The sequence below is a fragment of the Afipia sp. MLSD5-FHT05B12 genome, from assembly GCF_058793355.1.
In genome coordinates this window covers 11,152-25,884 of the sequence record NZ_JBXAFS010000019.1, presented here as the reverse complement: position 1 = coordinate 25,884, position 14,733 = coordinate 11,152, and the positions used below count along the sequence as shown (strand labels likewise).

Here is a 14,733-nt window from a genome sequence, read left to right as displayed (position 1 = left end):
CCGGATATTTCGCTCGATATCTTAAGGGCTGCACCCTAAGTAGTTTACCGGAGGCCGGCATGACCGCGGCGCTGGACCGCGGCGCGGATCTGGGAGGCCAGATTTTCCTCTGCATCCGGTTTGAGCAGGACCAGATCAATTCCGGCAATGGCTGCCTTTGCCTGGATATTTTCGTCCGGATATCCGGTGACCAGAATAATCGGGGCAGACACCTTCCGGTCACGCAAGCTGTTTGCGAGGGCTATCCCGCTCATGTGGGGCATCTTGAAATCAAGGACGAAGCAGTCGAACTGCTCGCTGACCGTGGAGTCCAGCATCGCGGCGCCGCTTCTGAACGTCCGGACATCGAAGCCTTCCGCTTCAAGAAGGAAGCGGAGCGAACTGAGGACGTCGAGGTCGTCATCGACCACGCAAATCCTGGATTTTGCAAGAGGTGAGGCCATCGTGAGGGGCCCTGACGAGTACGAGTGGCGCATGCTCCAAACATAGCGATGCGCCGCAAGACCGTCTTGACCTGCCTCAATCCTTCAGGATTCCGCCCCGCATCGCCAGCCGGACCAGTTCGGAGACGCTGCTGGCCTGCATCTTTGTCATGACGTTTGCCCGATAAACCTCGATGGTCCGGGGACTGATATTGTAGTCGCGGGCAATCAGCTTGTTGGAGAGCCCGGCGACAAGTCCATCCATCACCTGTCTCTCTCGCGGACTGAGCGAGGCAATCCGCGATGCGATATCGGCACTAACCGATTCGGTTTTCGATTGATCTGCCGCCTGGCTCAGGGCGGCGCTGATCATGACCACAAGCCGTTCGTCCTCGAACGGCTTTTCAAGAAAATCGATCGCACCGAGTTTCATTGCTTCCACGGCGAGGGGGACATCGCCGTGTCCCGTCATGATGACGATGGGCAGCGCTTTCGGCTCCTTCTTGAGTTGCCGCAGCAGGTCGATCCCGTCCATGCCGGGCATCCGGACATCGGAGACCACGCAGCCAAACGCCAGGCCAGGCATGGTCTCGAGAAATGTCAGGGCGCTGTCGAAAAGCGTCACATTGAAGCCAGCCGAGCCAAGCAGAAAATCGAGAGAATCCCGCATCGCAGGATCATCGTCGATGACATACACGTTGCCCTTATGCGGCATCATTCCAGACTCTCGCTCAATGCGGCGGCCGGCAGCGTGAAGCGGAATGTCGCGCCGCCCGCCGGGTTGCTTTCAACGGACATGCGGCCGCCATGCGCCTCCACGATTGTCCGGCTGATTGAAAGTCCCACGCCCATTCCCGTTTCCTTGGTCGTAAAGAAGGTCTGGAACAGCTTTGCTCGCACGTCCTCGCTGAATCCGTGTCCCGTGTCGGATACCTCGACCTCGATCATGTCTTCCGCTGCCCTGGCATTTGATACCATCAGTTCGCGCCGATTGGTTTCGGCCATGGCTTCAAGTGCGTTCCGGAACAGATTGACCAGAACCTGCTGAATCTGGACCCGGTCGACCAGTACCAGATCGCAGCCGGGGTCCAGATTGAAGCGCAGCAGGATACCTTGTTCTCTGGCGCCCGTCAGGCCAAGAGCGCCGGCCTCCTCAATCAGCTTCGAAAGACTTTCGACGCGCTTTTCGGATTCTCCGCGCGCCACGAAATCGCGAAGCCGCCGGATAATCTGTCCCGCACGCAGAGCTTGCTCGGCCGCGCGATCCATGGCGGTGACGATTTTTGCGGCGTTCGGGTCTCGGCTCGAGGCCAGCAGGCGCCGGGAACCTTTCATGTAATTGCTGATGGCTGCCAGTGGCTGGTTCAGTTCGTGCGCGAGCGCGGATGCCATCTCTCCCATCGCGCTCAGGCGGGACACATGGGCGATCTCGGATTGGAGTTCCTGAAGGCGTGCCTGGGTTTGCTGATACTCGGTCAGATCGCGGACGAATCCGGTGAAGTACGGTTGTCCGCCCGATTCCATCTCGCCGACGGAGAGGTGCATCGGGAATGTTGTTCCGTCCTTGCGCTGGCCGGTCACGATCCGGCCGATGCCGATAATACGTCGCTCGCCGGTTGACTGGTAGCGGGCAAGGTATCCGTCATGACGCTGCCGGTCGGGGCTGGGCATCAGCACGCTGACGTTCTGGCCGATGGCCTCCTGTTCGGTGTAGCCAAACTGCCGTTCGGCGGCGCTGCTGAAGAACTGCATGATGCCGCGGCCGTCAATGACGATCATGGCATCGGGAATCGTCTCGAGAATGGATTGAAGATGACCTTCTCGCGTCCGCAATGCTTCTTCAATTTGCTTTTGATCGTCGATGTCGAGAATGATCCCGCTTAAGTGACGAGGTGTGCCGTCATTGCCTTTGACAACGCTGCCGCGGATGCGCACCCAGTGACTACGGTCGGGCGTTCCGCGCACCCGATGCTGAATATCCAGGTTGCATCCCGTCTCGATGGATTGCCGCACGGCGGGTTCGATACGCTCGCGATCCTGAGGCTCGAGCAGCGAGAGAAAAAACTCGTAGCTGACGGGTTGATGGTCCGAAACGCCGAGCAGACGGCGCGCCGCGGCAGACCAGGTCAGTTTGCGGGTGGAAAGGTCGAGATCCCAAGTGCCGATACCGGACCCGTCGAGACCAAGCCACAAATATTCATCACGAAAGGGCCCGTCGGACGGTGCCTCGTCGGTTCTGGTCAAGATCTGTCGCCTCTAGATCCCAGGCCGGGTCTCATGCCTAAAAAAGGTAAATCGCGGCAAGTTCCCATCGGCCGAGTATTGGCCCAGTTGGGGACATTGCTCAAGTCCGAACCCACATTCTGGCGGGATTGGAGGGCACGACGAATGGCTTACAGGGCGTTTTTCATCGCCCGCGAGAGCCCTGTCTAGGCGGTCGGCCTGGCCGGGGCTTCGCCACGAAGTGCAGCCAGAACGAGACCAGCCGAGGCTTCAAAAATTTCGTGACCGTGCGCAAAGGACTGCTCATAGCTCCGATGCAGGCGGTCCATCTGCTCATGGCCGCAGTCTCGAAATGCGGTGGCCAGGTCCTTGACAGAATGCGCCTGAGCGATCTTTGAGATGAATTCCTGCGTAATGCCTATTCCCGAACGCGCCTGCTCCAGCGCGTCCTGATTGGCCTGTATGATTTCATAAATCATCAGTCTCTGTGCGCCGAGCGCGAGCTTCGTCCCCCGATTGGCGATCTCGGTGAGCTGCGACGAAACATCGTTCTGATGTTGCGCCTCAGGTCCGTTTGCCTGGTCGCAGGTGTTCTGCATGACTGTTCTCCCGCATTCGCACATTCATATTCGGACGATCCGATGGCCGGCGAGCGATCCGGCCGGGACGGAATTCACTTCTGACAGGAATCGTCGCCGGAGAGGGCGGCTGTCTGCCTCCGGGGGGGTGTCTGGTCGACAAGCAACTCAGCGTCTCTGGCGGCCGCGACCATGAGCCGGACGGCCAGAACATTAAGTTCAATGGCGATTTCTTCGTCGGTGCATTTCGAGGCGAGTTGCGCGCAACGCTGTGAACATTCAAGAGCTATGTCTGAAATATGCATGCGGTTTCTCCCAATGAAGAAACGCTAACTCGCGTTATGGTAGTCCGTGTTGATTTCGATCAACCGGACGGAAGGATCGGGATCCGGTTGCCGGTCCGGCGCGGTCCGCCGCCTTGCAGGAAGCGGCCGTCTCGCTTGCCATTGATCCTGATCAACTCGCGCCTCCCGGACTTGCGATCAAAATGCCCGATGGCCGCGCAAGCCGCCTTTGATCGTTCATTATCGTTGCAAAATTCAGGATGCCTCTTTGTACAAATTTCTTGAAGAAACGGCGGCCGATTGCATGACGCGCTCCGTGAAGACGGTAACGCGTGACCTGACCATGCGAGCGTTACAGCTTCTGTTCGAGCGCGATGACTTCAATGCCTATCCGGTTGTCGAGGGCGCCCATGCTGTCGGGCTGGTGACCAAACTGGATTTTCTGAAGTGCTTTGCCTTTACGCCGGCGAAAATGATGCCCCGCTACGACGATCTCATGAGTACAACCGTTGCCGATGTCATGACGCCGACGTTCATCTATGTGGGCGCGGAAACAAAGCTCACGCGAGTTTTGCAGCTTATGGTCGAACATCGCGTCAGAAGCATCCCCGTGATCAATGCGGAGAAGCTCATCGGCATCGTTTCTCGCGAGGATGTCATGAGATCGCTGAAGCGATGTACCGGCGGGGACGATTAGATCGTCGGCTCTAAAGCGGAACGACCGATACGACGCGATAGGTGTGAGTGCGGCCTTCATCCGTGATGGAGACATACTCTCCCGGCTCGAACTTTTCCTCCGCGAAATGGTATCCCGCCTCGTCGTCGTGGTCGCCGGAAATGTCGTAGTGGAATGCCCATTGGCCACCGGCGCGGTGAATGAGATGGCCGAGATCATCAGGCTTTCCGGGCCGGAACCGCGCGACCCGGCAGGCTTCACGATGCTGCCGCCATGTCTTTGGATCGAGCCCGCCCTCTGAATCCAGCGGCCCGACGAAGACATAGGCCATTCCTGAATCGCCAAATGGATGTTCGGCCTCCCGCGCCAGCTCGAGCCTGATCTGACGGAAGTTCGATGGCAGAGTTGAATTCAAGATTCGCTTGGGCTTTGCCTGGTTCATGCGGGTCGCTCCATCTGCTGTCCCAAATTGATTCGCTTGCGGTGGGCAATAGAGGCGGCCGATCACTATTCGAGGCTTTTCATGAACGCGAGAAGGTCGTTGATGTGGTCCGGATCGAGCTGAAAGGCGGGCATGGTGGGGTGGCCGGTATAGATCCCTTCCGCAAAGGCTTCCGCCAGCGTCTCGACCTTGTAGCGCCGATGGAGATCGCGGAATGGAGGAGCAATCTTCAGCGGACTCGGACTGAACCGGTCGATGGCATGGCAGCGGGCGCAGTATGTCTTCGCGAAAACGAACCCGCGTTGCTCGCCCGGTGACGCAGCTTCGGCCGGTGCCGCCAGTATTGCGATCGCCAGGCAACCGTAAAGATATCGCATCGTCATCGTTTCGGTGAGAGGCGCGGGTTTGCGTATATGTTTTTGATCTTGCGGGGGCCGCTCCATCCCGCATTGATTTGCATCAATCCATCGCTGTCAAAGTTGTTATGGTTGCGGAGAAAGCGGCCGCTTCGCGGCCCGGCAAAACAGGTGTTGCGAAGGCGGGATTTTCAGATGGGTCATCGCATATCTCCAGTCCGTCTGGACAGCGACTCCGCAGGCTGCCTTCTGTGCGCCATGCGCTCGCTCAGCATCTGCGGCGCGCTCGATGAAGCGGAGCTTCGGGAACTGGCAAGGCTGTCACAGCGTGTCCGCCTGGATTCCAGGGCGCCGCTGTTCTCGGAGGGCGATCATGCCGATGCGGCTTACAACGTCTCCGAAGGAGCGGTGCGCCTTTCCAAGCTGCTGCCCGACGGCAGGCGCCAAATCGTTGGCTTCGCGTTGCCGGGTGACTTCATCGGAGTTGCGCCGGATGGTTGTTACGGCTTCTCGGCGGACGCAGTCGGGCCCGTCATGGTGTGCCGGTTCATGAAAGAGCCGTTCGACCGCTTCGTGGAGAGCAAGCCGCGCGTGTTGCAGCGGATGAACGAATTCGCGCGGCAGGAGCTTGTCCTGGCTCAGGACCACATGGTTTCGCTTGGACGGCGGTCTGCCGAAGAGAAAGTCGCGGCATTTCTCGTAGGCTGGCGGAACCGGCTGCAGAGGATCGGCCGCGCGGCGAAGACGGTCTACCTGCCCATGAGCAGGCAGGATATCGCGGACTATCTTGGCCTGACTGTCGAGACGGTCAGCCGCACACTGACCAAGCTGGAGCGCGACGGTGTCATCGTCATCGTCCCCGGGGGCGTTCGCCTGATGGATACGAGACGGGCCGAAGCGCTGGCGGTGGCCTGATCCCCTTTCGTTTCGGTTTATCCCGGGATGCAAATCGCGCCGGCAGGCGGCGAACTTGATCCGCATCAAAGACCCCGCCGGATCGGTGTTGCACGCTGTCCCCAGTTAATAGGGAGAGCGATGATGCCTGCCAGTGCGATGATTCTGTCCGCGATTATTCTGGTGATGTTCGTAGCGTTCGGCGCCGTCCTGATGTGGGCGGACTTTCAGACCAGGCCCCATCGTCTGAAGGCCGATGCTGCCGCGGCAAAGCCCCGGCGAAGGGCATTCTGAACGGCCAGCTACGGAAGCTGGCGGCGGTTCCGCGCGGTTTGGCGGCGATTGTGCGCTCTGCGGAAAGATTTTCACCCCAATGCAGGAGGTCTCGATGGAGCGGCGAACCGGACGTCTCGAAACTGTTCCGATGATTGGTCATGTCGTCTCATGGGCAAGGAAACTCTCGGCGCGATTCGGCCAGACCAGCGAACTGCAAAAGCTGGATCCCGATGAAATCAACAGGATTGCCAGGGACTTCGGCGTATCCGTCTCCGATCTTCTCACGCTGGCGAAGAGCGACGGTCACGTTCAGGAGCTCCTGACGCAGCGGCTCGCTGAAATGGGGCTGTCCGAAAAGCTCCTGCAAGACAGGCATCCCAAGGAGTTCGGCGATCTCAATCGGGTTTGCGCCAGTTGCGTCTCGACGAAGCGATGCACGAACGACTTTCTGCAGCACAAGTCCGGCCACTCGGACTACTGCCCCAATACCGACACCCTGGAGGCTCTTCGCGCGATAGGCGACGCGAACGCCGAGCCCAGCATTGCCGGCCGCAAGAACTAACCAAGCCTGACAAAAATACGCGGGTTGATCTCGATCAAATCTCCGGCCGCGAAGTCGTGATTGATGACGCGGACAGGCACAGAGAAATTTCAATCATGAACCGGTCAAAAGAGATCAAGTGGATGACCTTTGGAGAAGGCAGCCTCGCTGCCTTTTTTGCGGTGTCCGTGTTCGTCTGTTTGTTCGCCGCGGCGAAAGCTGAGGATGCGGCATTTGCATTCCACGCCAACGTGGGTATGGCAGCGAGTCTGATCGCCGCATTCGCGATTTTCAATCGCTACTTCGATCGGCCGGCATCCCTGCCGCCGCAGGAGATTGGCGGCCGGCCAAACTACAATCTTGGACCGATCAAGTTCGCGTCGGTCATGGCTGTGTTCTGGGGGATCGCCGGATTCGCCGTCGGCCTGCTCATCGCCTCGCAGCTTGCCTGGCCGGCATTGAACTTTGACTTGCCATGGACAACCTTCGGAAGACTCCGGCCGTTACACACGTCCGCGGTCATCTTTGCTTTTGGCGGCAATGTTCTCATCGCAACCTCCTTGTATGTGGTTCAGAAGACGTGCCGCGTGCGCCTCGCGGGAGATCTCGCTCCCTGGTTCGTTGTGCTCGGATACAACTTCTTCATTCTGATCGCCGGGACCGGCTATCTGCTCGGCGTGACCCAGTCGAAGGAGTACGCCGAGCCTGAGTGGTACGCCGACCTTCTGCTGACGGTCGTGTGGGTGGTTTACCTTCTGGTGTTCGTCGCGACGCTGATCAAGCGGAAGGAACCCCACATTTTCGTCGCCAACTGGTTCTATCTCGCATTCATCGTCACGATCGCCGTGCTTCATCTCGGCAACAATCCCGGTGTGCCGGTATCGTTGTTCGGCTCGAAGTCGTACATCGCATGGGGCGGCGTGCAGGATGCGATGTTCCAGTGGTGGTATGGCCACAACGCAGTCGGGTTTTTCCTGACCGCCGGCTTCCTCGCCATCATGTACTATTTCATTCCGAAGCGCGCGGAGCGGCCGATCTATTCCTATCGGCTGTCGATTATCCACTTCTGGGCGCTGATCTTTCTCTACATCTGGGCTGGCCCGCATCACCTCCATTATACGGCGTTGCCGGATTGGGCGCAGACGCTCGGCATGACGTTCTCCATCATGCTGTGGATGCCGTCCTGGGGCGGAATGATCAACGGTCTGATGACGCTGTCCGGTGCGTGGGACAAGCTGCGCACCGACCCGGTTCTGCGGATGATGGTGGTGTCGGTTGCCTTCTATGGCATGTCCACCTTCGAAGGCCCGATGATGTCGGTCAAGGTTGTGAATTCGCTCAGCCACTATACCGACTGGACCATCGGCCACGTGCATTCAGGCGCGCTCGGCTGGGTTGGGTTCGTGTCGTTCGGCGCGCTCTACTGCCTTGTGCCATGGCTGTGGAATCGCAAGGGACTTTACAGCCTCAAGCTCGTCAACTGGCACTTCTGGATCGCGACGATCGGCATCGTTCTCTACATCTCCGCGATGTGGGTGTCGGGCATCCTTCAGGGTCTGATGTGGCGAGCCTATACGTCGCTCGGCTTCCTTGAATATTCCTTCATCGAAACCGTCGAAGCGATGCACCCGTTCTACATTATCCGGGCCGCGGGCGGCGCCTTGTTCCTGATCGGATCGCTGATCATGGCCTACAATCTCTGGATGACGGTGCGTGTCGGTGAGGTCTCGGAAGACGCGCCGGCGCCTGCTCTTCAGCCTGCCGAGTGAGGAGCAAGCCTATGTCACTCTGGAAACGTCACCAGATCTTCGAGAAGAATTCTGTCATCCTCATCATCGGTATTCTGGCCGTCATCGCGATCGGCGGTCTCGTTGAGATAACGCCGTTGTTCTACCTGAAAAGCACGATCGAGAAGGTCGATGGCATGCGGCCATACACGCCTCTCGAACTGGCCGGGCGCAACATCTATGTCCGTGAGGGGTGCTATCTCTGTCATTCCCAGATGATCCGTCCGCTCCGCGATGAAGTCGAACGCTACGGGCATTATTCGCTCGCGGCCGAGAGCATGTATGACCATCCGTTTCAATGGGGCTCCAAGCGGACAGGCCCGGATCTCGCGCGCGTCGGTGCGAAGTACTCCGATGAATGGCATGTCACGCATCTGGTGAATCCGCGCGCCATCGTGCCGCAATCGGTCATGCCAGGCTATTCGTTCCTGGCGGAGACCGAAGTCGATGTGGTGACCATTGCCGGGCATCTTCGCGCAAACCGCACGGTGGGCGTACCGTATTCGGACGATCAGATCGCCAATGCGGCCGCGGATCTCAAGGCGCAGGTCGATCCGGATAACGGTGATGTCGACGCATTGGTGAAGCGCTATCCGAAGGCGATTGCGAGAAATTTCGACGGCAAGCCGGGGAATCCGACGGAGATGGATGCACTGGTGGCCTATCTGCAGATGCTCGGTACGCTTGTTGACTTCAAGCTGTACGACGAGAAAGCCAACCTTCGCTAGGAAAGCCGGGACATGAAAGCGATCCTTACCGCCCAGAATGCCGTCTCCGGTTTCGTCGTGACCTGGTGGACACCCATATTTGTCGGCATCTTTTTTGCCGTCGTCGCCTACGCATTGTGGCCTCGCAACAAGGCGATATTCGATGCGGCGTCGAGACTCCCGTTGCGAGAGGATTAACGGCCTATGACGGATCACAGGGACGAGATTGATTCCGTAACCGGCACCGCAACAACCGGCCACCAGTGGGACGGCATCAAGGAGCTGAACACACCCCTGCCGCGGTGGTGGATCATCACATTCTACGCGACCATCGTATGGGCCTTCGCCTACTGGGTCGTTTACCCGGCATGGCCGCTCGTTCAGAGCTACACCACGGGTCTTATCCAGTATTCGTCGCGCGCGGATGTTGCCGTTGAGCTTGCGAATCTTGAGAAGCTTCGCGGCGGCAAGATGGCCACGCTTAATGCGGCGCCCCTGGCGGATATCGAGAAAGACCCGGCACTGCTCGCATTGGCGCGCGCACGGGGCAAGGCGGTATTCGGCGACAATTGCGCACCCTGTCACGGCAGCGGCGGCACCGGCGCGAAGGGCTATCCCAATCTCAACGACGATGAATGGCTGTGGGGCGGGTCGCTCGATCAAATAGGTAAAACCATCGAGTTCGGCGTGCGGTCCGGCCATCCCAAGGCGCACGAGGGAGCGATGCTTGCTTTTGGCAAGGATGGCATCCTGAAGCAGGACCAGATCGTCACGGTCGCAAACTATGTGAGGTCGCTGTCGGGCCTGTCGACGCCAAAAGGCTTTGACGACGGCGCAGGGCAGAAAATCTTCGCTGAAAATTGCGCGGCGTGTCATGGCGACAATGCCAAGGGCAACATCGAGCAGGGTGCGCCGGATCTCACCGACAAGATCTGGCTTTATGGACCGGACGAGAAAACCATTGTCGAAACCATCACCAACGGCCGGGCAGGCGTCATGCCGGCATGGACTGGCCGCCTCGACCCGGCGACGATCAAGGCCCTGGCGGTCTACGTCCATTCGCTCGGCGGCGGAAAATAAAGCGTTCTGGCCGCATCGTTGCTATCCGGTTCCGGCTTGAGTTGGATCAATAGCGCTGGAGCGGTCACGGCTATCGTAAGTGATAGCGCGAGATCAATCCTTCATGAACAAGATCACAACACCTGACGACCTGGAAGCCGACGACTATGGTCCGCTGTACGCGGCGCACAGGAAGGTCTATCCGCAGAGCGTCTCGGGAACATTCCGCAGGGTCAAATGGAAGCTGATGGCTGTTTGCCTCGGCGTCTATTACTTTCTGCCGTTCATCCGCTGGAACCGTGGCTTGGGCGCTCCCAACCAGGCCGTGCTGGTGGATCTGCCGAACAGCCGTTTCTATTTCTTCTTCATCGAGCTGTGGCCGCAGGAGGTCTATTACTTCACGGGCCTCCTGATCCTCGCTGCCTTGACGCTGTTTCTGATGAACGCGGTGGGCGGCCGCATCTGGTGTGGTTACCTGTGCCCGCAAACGGTCTGGACCGATCTGTTTTACGCGGTCGAGCGTTTCGTAGAGGGAGATCGCCGCGAGCGCATGAAAAAGGACGCTGAGGGCTATAGCCTCCAGCGTTGCTCCGAAATCGTGCTCAAGCATTCGATCTGGATCATGATCGCGTGGTGGACCGGCGGAGCCTGGGTTCTGTACTTCAATGACGCGCCCACGCTGGTGATGCAGCTCCTGACCTTTCAGGCGCCGATGCTGGCCTATATCTGGATCGTCATCCTGACATTCACGACCTATGTGCTGGCCGGATTCATGCGCGAGCAGGTCTGCGTCTACATGTGCCCGTGGCCGCGAATACAGGCGGCCCTGACTGACGAGTGGGCGCTCAACGTCACCTACAAATACGACCGGGGCGAGGAACGCACGTCGCTCAAGAAGGCTCTGGAGCGGCGGGCCCACGGAGAAACAGTCGGTGACTGCATCGATTGCCGCCAGTGCGTCGCGGTGTGCCCGACCGGAATAGACATCCGGGACGGCGCGCAGCTGGATTGCATCCAGTGCGGGCTTTGCATCGACGCATGCGATACCGTGATGACGAAGATCGGCAGGCCGACCCGCCTGATCGGTTATGACAACGATATCAATATCCAGCGCCGTCTTGCCGGCAAGCCCGAGATATTCAAGCTCGTTCGTCCGCGCACGATTGTCTACGCCGCCCTGATCGCCGGTGTCGGGAGCATCATGCTGTACGCGCTTCTGACGCGATCGCTGCTCGACATCAACGTGCTGCATGACCGCAACCCCATCGCCGTCAGGCTGAGCGATGGCTCGATCCGCAATGCGTACACGGTACGCCTGCTGAACAAGCGCGGCTTCGATCGGACAATCGCGATCGACGTCGATGGCGTGAGCGGCGCGGTGGCTCATGTGGTCGGGGTGGACTCGATTACACCGGAGAGGCCGGCCATCGTGCTGGGGCGCGATCAAACCACCGAACTGCGCGTTCTCGTCACGGCCAAGCCGGTCGGCGAGCTTCCGAAATCAACGCCGCTGACGTTTCGCGTCACCGATATCGGCCTTGGCGAGGCAGCGTCCGCGACGGACAACTTTGTCACGCCATGACATTCACGGACGGATGGTTTTCATGAACAGCTCGGCCACTTTTGGGAAGCCTCTCACGGGACGCGCTGTGTTTGTCATGCTCGTCGCGTTCTTCGGGGTCGTGATCGGCGTCAACCTGGTGATGATGCGGTTTGCGATCGACACGCTGCCCGGAACCGATGTGGACAGTGCCTACCGTGCCAGCCTGGCCTATGAACGCGAAATTCAAACCGCGCATGAGCAGGATGCGCGCCACTGGCGGGTCGAGGCGCATCTCGCGCGCGGCCCCGCCGATAGCGCCACTGTTCGGATCGTGGCGCACGACAGCAAGGGCGCGCCGCTGAGCGGGCTGGGCTTTTCCGCCCGTCTGGAGCGCCCCGCCGACAAGCGGGCAGACCGGACCATTGCCGTGACGGAAGCTGAAACCGGCATCTATAAGGGAAGCGCCGAAGGAGTCCTGGCGGGTCAGTGGAATCTGGTGCTTGAGGGCGATACGGGCGGCAAGCGCGTATTCAGATCGCGGAATCGCATCATGTTGGGCGATTGAGGAGACGTCATGGCTGTTACCCGGGACTTCTCGCACTACGTCAAGGATATGGGCTCAGGCCTCGCGCATCTCGATCTTGCGGTCGAAGGCGTCAGCTGCGCGGGCTGCATGATGAAGATCGAGCGCGGACTGTCTGCCATCCCGGACGTGACCCTCGCGCGGGTCAACCTGACGGATCGGCGCCTGGCCGTGGAGTGGAAGAAGGGGGCGCTCGATCCGGCGCAGTTTGTCGATCGCCTCGCAGCGCTTGGATACAAGGCCTATCCGTTCGAGCCGGTCCGCGCGGAGGTGGTTGAGGTCGAGCAGTCGCGATTTCTGCTGCGCTGCCTTGGCGTGGCGGCTTTTGCCACCATGAACGTGATGATGCTGTCGATTCCGGTGTGGTCGGGCAACGTCACCGATATGATTCCGGAGCAGCGTGATTTCTTCCACTGGCTGTCGGCGCTGATTGCCTTGCCAGCCGCTGCCTATGCCGGGCAGCCGTTCTTCCGCTCGGCATTTGCCGCGCTTCGCTCGCGCAGCGTCAATATGGATGTTCCCATCAGCATCGGCGTCGTGCTGGCGCTCGGCATGTCGATCGTCGAGACGTTTCATCATGCGGAGCATGCCTATTTTGATGCTGCCATCATGCTTCTTACCTTTTTGCTGGCGGGCCGCTACCTCGACCAGAACATGAGGCGCCGCACACGGGCCGTCGCCGGGAACCTTGCGGCGCTGAAGGCCGAGACCGCGACCAAATTCGTATCTCCCACTGAAATCAGCGAAGTTCCCGTTGCCGCCATCGCTCCTGGCGACATCGTGCTTCTGCGTCCGGGCGAACGATGCGCCATCGATGGCAAGGTTATCGATGGGCGATCGGAAATCGACCAGAGCCTCATCACGGGTGAGACACGGTATGTCGCGGCAGAGGCCGGCACCGCGGTTTATGCAGGCACGATGAATATTTCAGGCACGCTGCGCATCCAGGTCGGGGCGGCAGCGGAAGGAACGCTGCTGTCGGAGATTTCCCGGCTGCTTGAAAATGCGCTACAGGCGCGCTCGCGCTATGTGCAACTGGCGGACCGGGCGTCACGGCTTTATGCGCCGGTTGTTCACGCGACGGCGCTGCTCACAATGCTGGGATGGGTTGCGTTCGGCGCGAGCTGGCACGATGCGATCGTCATCGCGATCGCGGTTCTCATTATTACCTGTCCATGTGCGCTCGGTCTGGCGATCCCGACGGTGCAGACGATCGTGGCGGGCGCGCTGTTCCGCGCGGGCGTCCTGCTCAATTCCGGCGATGCGGTTGAGCGCGTCGCCGACGTCGATACCGTTGTCTTCGACAAGACGGGCACGCTGACCTTGCCTGAACTCGACGTGGTGAACGCGGCGGCCATACCCGCCGATGTCCTTCAACTTGCGGGACGGCTGGCTCTGGCCAGCCATCATCCGGTCGCGGCCGCGGTCGCTCGCGCCGCGAAAACAGTGTCGCCGCTGGAAGGAATCGTGGAAGAGCCCGGGCAGGGCGTGAGAGGTCTGGTGGACGGTATCGAGCTCAGGCTCGGCAGGCCGTCGTTCTGCAACGCAGATCTGATGGCGAACGAGGTTCTGAGTACGGACCCGGAGATATCCGTGGTCGCTTTCAGCCGCGGACAGGAGCGATATGTTTTCGCCGTGCGGCAACAGCTTCGCCCGGATGCGGCGGCCACGATACGCAGCCTCGTCAAACGCGGCGTCGCAGTCGAGATTCTCTCCGGCGACAGGGAGCCTGCCGTGAGACATGCCGCGGTGGCCTTGGGGGTCCACGCTTGGCGTGCGGGCCTTAACCCGGCCGACAAGATTGCTCATATCGAAGACCTGAAGCGGCGCGGCCGCAACGTCATGATGGTCGGCGACGGGCTGAACGACGCGCCGGCGCTTGCAGCGGCGTCGGTTTCGATGTCGCCGGTGAGCGCGACCCACCTCAGCCAGGCGGCTGCGGACATGATCTTCCTCGGCAAGGATCTTGTTCCGGTGCTGGCCGCCGTCGATTTCTCACGCCGGGCGCTTCAACTGATGCGGGAGAATCTGGCGCTGGCGATCGGCTACAATGTGCTGGCTGTCCCGATCGCGATCGCGGGATACGCCACGCCGCTGGTCGCAGCGGCGGCCATGTCGGGATCATCGATCCTGGTCATGCTGAACTCGCTGCGCGCACGCCGCGTCGCGCCGGAGGTGACGTGATGGAAGTTCTCGCCTATCTCGTGCCGCTCGCTCTGGCGCTCGGCCTCATCGGTCTCCTGGGTTTCCTGTGGTCGCTCAGGAGCGGTCAATATGACGATCTCGACGGCGCGGGGTGGCGTGCGATCGCCGACGACGAGCCGCCTTTGCCGCCCGCATAGGACGTGATCGGCCGCCAGCG

18 protein-coding genes are annotated in these 14,733 nt (G+C 60.2%); 12 read left to right on the top strand and 6 right to left on the bottom strand.

All coding sequences use genetic code 11. From position 1 onward, the window contains the following. Positions 1-44: 44 nt before the first annotated feature. The 4 genes from AC1Q6J_RS19295 to AC1Q6J_RS19280 form a co-directional block, all read right to left on the bottom strand. Positions 45-410, bottom strand: a complete 366-nt coding sequence (locus AC1Q6J_RS19295; protein ID WP_492280796.1) for a response regulator — start codon at positions 408-410, stop codon at positions 45-47. 109 nt (positions 411-519) lie between these two features. Beyond that, positions 520-1,137 carry a response regulator FixJ gene (fixJ, locus tag AC1Q6J_RS19290; protein ID WP_492280847.1) on the bottom strand — a complete coding sequence of 206 codons (618 nt, stop codon included), beginning with the start codon at positions 1,135-1,137 and terminating at the stop codon, positions 520-522. Continuing rightward, a complete protein-coding gene (gene fixL, locus AC1Q6J_RS19285; protein ID WP_492280795.1) occupies positions 1,137-2,666 on the bottom strand; it encodes a sensor protein FixL in 1,530 nt (509 codons plus the stop codon). The genes fixJ and fixL overlap by 1 nt, the downstream gene beginning before the upstream one ends. 185 nt (positions 2,667-2,851) lie before the next feature. Beyond that, complete coding sequence (locus AC1Q6J_RS19280) at positions 2,852-3,244, bottom strand: hypothetical protein (RefSeq protein ID WP_492280794.1); 393 nt, start codon at positions 3,242-3,244, stop codon at positions 2,852-2,854. A gap of 531 nt (positions 3,245-3,775) precedes the next feature. Between AC1Q6J_RS19280 and AC1Q6J_RS19275 the strand changes: the two genes are divergently transcribed. Next, positions 3,776-4,204: a CBS domain-containing protein gene (locus AC1Q6J_RS19275; protein ID WP_492280793.1), complete on the top strand. Its 429-nt coding sequence runs from the start codon at positions 3,776-3,778 to the stop codon at positions 4,202-4,204. Between the two features lie 10 nt (positions 4,205-4,214). Here the strand turns inward: AC1Q6J_RS19275 and AC1Q6J_RS19270 are convergent, their stop codons facing one another. Further along, entirely contained in the window at positions 4,215-4,625 is a 411-nt protein-coding gene (locus AC1Q6J_RS19270; RefSeq protein WP_492280792.1) for a hypothetical protein, read from the bottom strand. Positions 4,626-4,690: 65 nt separating this feature from the next. Beyond that, positions 4,691-5,002, bottom strand: a complete 312-nt coding sequence (locus AC1Q6J_RS19265) for a c-type cytochrome (protein WP_492280791.1) — start codon at positions 5,000-5,002, stop codon at positions 4,691-4,693. Positions 5,003-5,176: 174 nt separating this feature from the next. Here AC1Q6J_RS19265 and AC1Q6J_RS19260 point away from each other — a divergent pair, with 174 nt between their 5' ends. The 11 genes from AC1Q6J_RS19260 to ccoS all read left to right on the top strand — a co-directional run bounded on the left by AC1Q6J_RS19260 (position 5,177) and on the right by ccoS (position 14,713). Next, positions 5,177-5,896, top strand: a complete 720-nt coding sequence (locus AC1Q6J_RS19260) for a Crp/Fnr family transcriptional regulator (protein WP_492280790.1) — start codon at positions 5,177-5,179, stop codon at positions 5,894-5,896. A 123-nt stretch (positions 5,897-6,019) separates the two neighbouring features. After that, positions 6,020-6,169, top strand: coding sequence for a hypothetical protein (locus tag AC1Q6J_RS19255; protein ID WP_492280789.1), 150 nt, complete (start codon positions 6,020-6,022; stop codon positions 6,167-6,169). 94 nt (positions 6,170-6,263) lie between these two features. Further along, the gene (locus tag AC1Q6J_RS19250) at positions 6,264-6,713 is read left to right on the top strand and encodes a hypothetical protein (RefSeq protein ID WP_492280788.1); all 450 of its coding nucleotides are present in this window, start codon (positions 6,264-6,266) and stop codon (positions 6,711-6,713) included. A 122-nt stretch (positions 6,714-6,835) separates the two neighbouring features. Next, positions 6,836-8,461: a cytochrome-c oxidase, cbb3-type subunit I gene (ccoN, locus tag AC1Q6J_RS19245; RefSeq protein ID WP_492280846.1), complete on the top strand. Its 1,626-nt coding sequence runs from the start codon at positions 6,836-6,838 to the stop codon at positions 8,459-8,461. Between the two features lie 11 nt (positions 8,462-8,472). Beyond that, entirely contained in the window at positions 8,473-9,207 is a 735-nt protein-coding gene (gene ccoO / locus AC1Q6J_RS19240) for a cytochrome-c oxidase, cbb3-type subunit II (protein WP_492280787.1), read from the top strand. A gap of 12 nt (positions 9,208-9,219) precedes the next feature. After that, complete coding sequence (locus AC1Q6J_RS19235) at positions 9,220-9,384, top strand: cbb3-type cytochrome c oxidase subunit 3 (protein ID WP_492280786.1); 165 nt, start codon at positions 9,220-9,222, stop codon at positions 9,382-9,384. A gap of 6 nt (positions 9,385-9,390) precedes the next feature. Further along, a complete protein-coding gene (gene ccoP / locus AC1Q6J_RS19230; RefSeq protein WP_492280785.1) occupies positions 9,391-10,266 on the top strand; it encodes a cytochrome-c oxidase, cbb3-type subunit III in 876 nt (291 codons plus the stop codon). 103 nt (positions 10,267-10,369) lie between these two features. Then, the gene (ccoG, locus tag AC1Q6J_RS19225; protein WP_492280784.1) at positions 10,370-11,827 is read left to right on the top strand and encodes a cytochrome c oxidase accessory protein CcoG; all 1,458 of its coding nucleotides are present in this window, start codon (positions 10,370-10,372) and stop codon (positions 11,825-11,827) included. Positions 11,828-11,849: 22 nt separating this feature from the next. Further along, a complete protein-coding gene (locus tag AC1Q6J_RS19220; RefSeq protein ID WP_492280845.1) occupies positions 11,850-12,353 on the top strand; it encodes a FixH family protein in 504 nt (167 codons plus the stop codon). Positions 12,354-12,362: 9 nt separating this feature from the next. After that, on the top strand, positions 12,363-14,555 hold the full coding sequence (locus AC1Q6J_RS19215; protein ID WP_492280783.1) for a heavy metal translocating P-type ATPase: 2,193 nt from the start codon (positions 12,363-12,365) through the stop codon (positions 14,553-14,555). Continuing rightward, on the top strand, positions 14,555-14,713 hold the full coding sequence (gene ccoS / locus AC1Q6J_RS19210) for a cbb3-type cytochrome oxidase assembly protein CcoS (protein WP_492280844.1): 159 nt from the start codon (positions 14,555-14,557) through the stop codon (positions 14,711-14,713). The genes AC1Q6J_RS19215 and ccoS overlap by 1 nt, the downstream gene beginning before the upstream one ends. Positions 14,714-14,733: the final 20 nt, after the last annotated feature.

Bases quoted from the DNA above. Each gene is read 5' to 3' on its own strand.
- fixJ (WP_492280847.1), bottom strand. From the start codon at position 1,137: ATGCCGCATAAGGGCAACGTGTATGTCATCGACGATGATCCTGCGATG.
- AC1Q6J_RS19280 (WP_492280794.1), bottom strand. From the start codon at position 3,244: ATGCAGAACACCTGCGACCAGGCAAACGGACCTGAGGCGCAACATCAG.
- AC1Q6J_RS19270 (WP_492280792.1), bottom strand. From the start codon at position 4,625: ATGAACCAGGCAAAGCCCAAGCGAATCTTGAATTCAACTCTGCCATCG.
- AC1Q6J_RS19265 (WP_492280791.1), bottom strand. From the start codon at position 5,002: ATGCGATATCTTTACGGTTGCCTGGCGATCGCAATACTGGCGGCACCG.
- AC1Q6J_RS19260 (WP_492280790.1), top strand. From the start codon at position 5,177: ATGGGTCATCGCATATCTCCAGTCCGTCTGGACAGCGACTCCGCAGGC.
- AC1Q6J_RS19255 (WP_492280789.1), top strand. From the start codon at position 6,020: ATGCCTGCCAGTGCGATGATTCTGTCCGCGATTATTCTGGTGATGTTC.
- AC1Q6J_RS19250 (WP_492280788.1), top strand. From the start codon at position 6,264: ATGGAGCGGCGAACCGGACGTCTCGAAACTGTTCCGATGATTGGTCAT.
- ccoN (WP_492280846.1), top strand. From the start codon at position 6,836: ATGACCTTTGGAGAAGGCAGCCTCGCTGCCTTTTTTGCGGTGTCCGTG.
- ccoO (WP_492280787.1), top strand. From the start codon at position 8,473: ATGTCACTCTGGAAACGTCACCAGATCTTCGAGAAGAATTCTGTCATC.
- AC1Q6J_RS19235 (WP_492280786.1), top strand. From the start codon at position 9,220: ATGAAAGCGATCCTTACCGCCCAGAATGCCGTCTCCGGTTTCGTCGTG.
- ccoP (WP_492280785.1), top strand. From the start codon at position 9,391: ATGACGGATCACAGGGACGAGATTGATTCCGTAACCGGCACCGCAACA.
- ccoG (WP_492280784.1), top strand. From the start codon at position 10,370: ATGAACAAGATCACAACACCTGACGACCTGGAAGCCGACGACTATGGT.
- AC1Q6J_RS19220 (WP_492280845.1), top strand. From the start codon at position 11,850: ATGAACAGCTCGGCCACTTTTGGGAAGCCTCTCACGGGACGCGCTGTG.
- AC1Q6J_RS19215 (WP_492280783.1), top strand. From the start codon at position 12,363: ATGGCTGTTACCCGGGACTTCTCGCACTACGTCAAGGATATGGGCTCA.
- ccoS (WP_492280844.1), top strand. From the start codon at position 14,555: ATGGAAGTTCTCGCCTATCTCGTGCCGCTCGCTCTGGCGCTCGGCCTC.